The sequence below is a fragment of the Acinetobacter sp. YH01024 genome (assembly GCF_013420195.1).
Taxonomy (GTDB): domain Bacteria; phylum Pseudomonadota; class Gammaproteobacteria; order Pseudomonadales; family Moraxellaceae; genus Acinetobacter; species Acinetobacter amyesii.
Genome location: NZ_VOYQ01000109.1, coordinates 1 through 1088, shown reverse-complemented (window position 1 = coordinate 1088; position 1088 = coordinate 1). Strand labels below are relative to the sequence as shown.

The following is a 1088-nucleotide window of genomic DNA, read 5'->3' as shown; positions in this document are numbered from 1 at the left end:
GGGCGAATTCAAACATGAGGTGCGACAGTTTGAAAAGTCTTATGATAATCAACAAGCTGAGCAAATTTCTCTAATGGTGTAAGCCAATCTAACGCTTTTCTAGGACGAGTATTCAGTGACATGGCAACTTGATTTAAATAATGCTGATCTGCCTGATTTAAATCAATCCCTTTAGGTAAATATTGCCTAATTAAACCATTCATATTTTCGCATGTGCCTTTTTGCCAGGGTGAATGTGGGTCACAGAAATATACATCTATGCCTAAATCTTCTTCAAGTATTTTATGTTCTGCCATCTCGCGTCCACGGTCATAGGTCAACGTTTTACGCAGTTCTGCAGGTAAATATTTCAGAGCTTCAGTTAAAGCCTTGCGCACTGATTCTGCCTTTGCATCAGGTAATGTTGCCAAGATACAGAGCCGTGTATTTCGTTCAATAAGTGTTGCTATCGAACTTTTATTGTCTTTACCTTTAATTAAATCAGCTTCCCAATGACCCGGTATTTTTCTTTCTTGAACTTCGGCTGGGCGCTCATGAATAGTTTTAATATCCTGTAATATAGAATCTTTTTTAGGTTCACCGTTAGCTTTTCGCTTTTTATTTTCATGACGTAGACAGGATAATAAGTCTTTTTTCAACTCACCCTTGGGTAATGCTCGTATCGTTGAATAAATCGTTGTATGGCTTACATTCATTGTTTGATCCAAATCAGGAAATGTCTTTAAACGCTTTGCTATTTGCTGAGGAGACCATAAACAACGGATCGCTTCAACAATAAATTTCCAGAGGATTGAATCGATTTTGAGTTTTCTGTGACCACGTCTACGTCTAGCAAAAGTGTTATCAGAAGCATATCGAGCTTGATAAACGTCATTGATGCTATTTCTTTTAAGCTCACGATAGATCGTACTAGGATGTCTTTTAATAAGTTCAGCAAATTTTCTGGCTGAAAAGCCTTCTTTTCTTGACTCAAGCATTAATGCAGTACGATCTTCAAAGTTAAGATGATGGTATGACAATTTTATATACTCCATAAACCCTTTAAATTAATTAGGTGGTTTATGTCGCACTTCAAGTTTTACTCTGCC

1 protein-coding gene is annotated in these 1088 nt (G+C 36.9%); it reads right to left on the bottom strand.

Annotated elements, in window-relative coordinates; genetic code table 11:
- Positions 1-8: 8 nt before the first annotated feature.
- Positions 9-977: an IS30 family transposase gene (locus FTT88_RS17095; protein WP_014538385.1), complete on the bottom strand. Its 969-nt coding sequence runs from the start codon at positions 975-977 to the stop codon at positions 9-11.
- Positions 978-1088: the final 111 nt, after the last annotated feature.

What these genes read in the sequence shown, in the direction of transcription:
- FTT88_RS17095 (WP_014538385.1), bottom strand. Translation starts at nt 977, where the DNA reads ATGCTTGAGTCAAGAAAAGAAGGCTTTTCAGCCAGAAAATTTGCTGAA.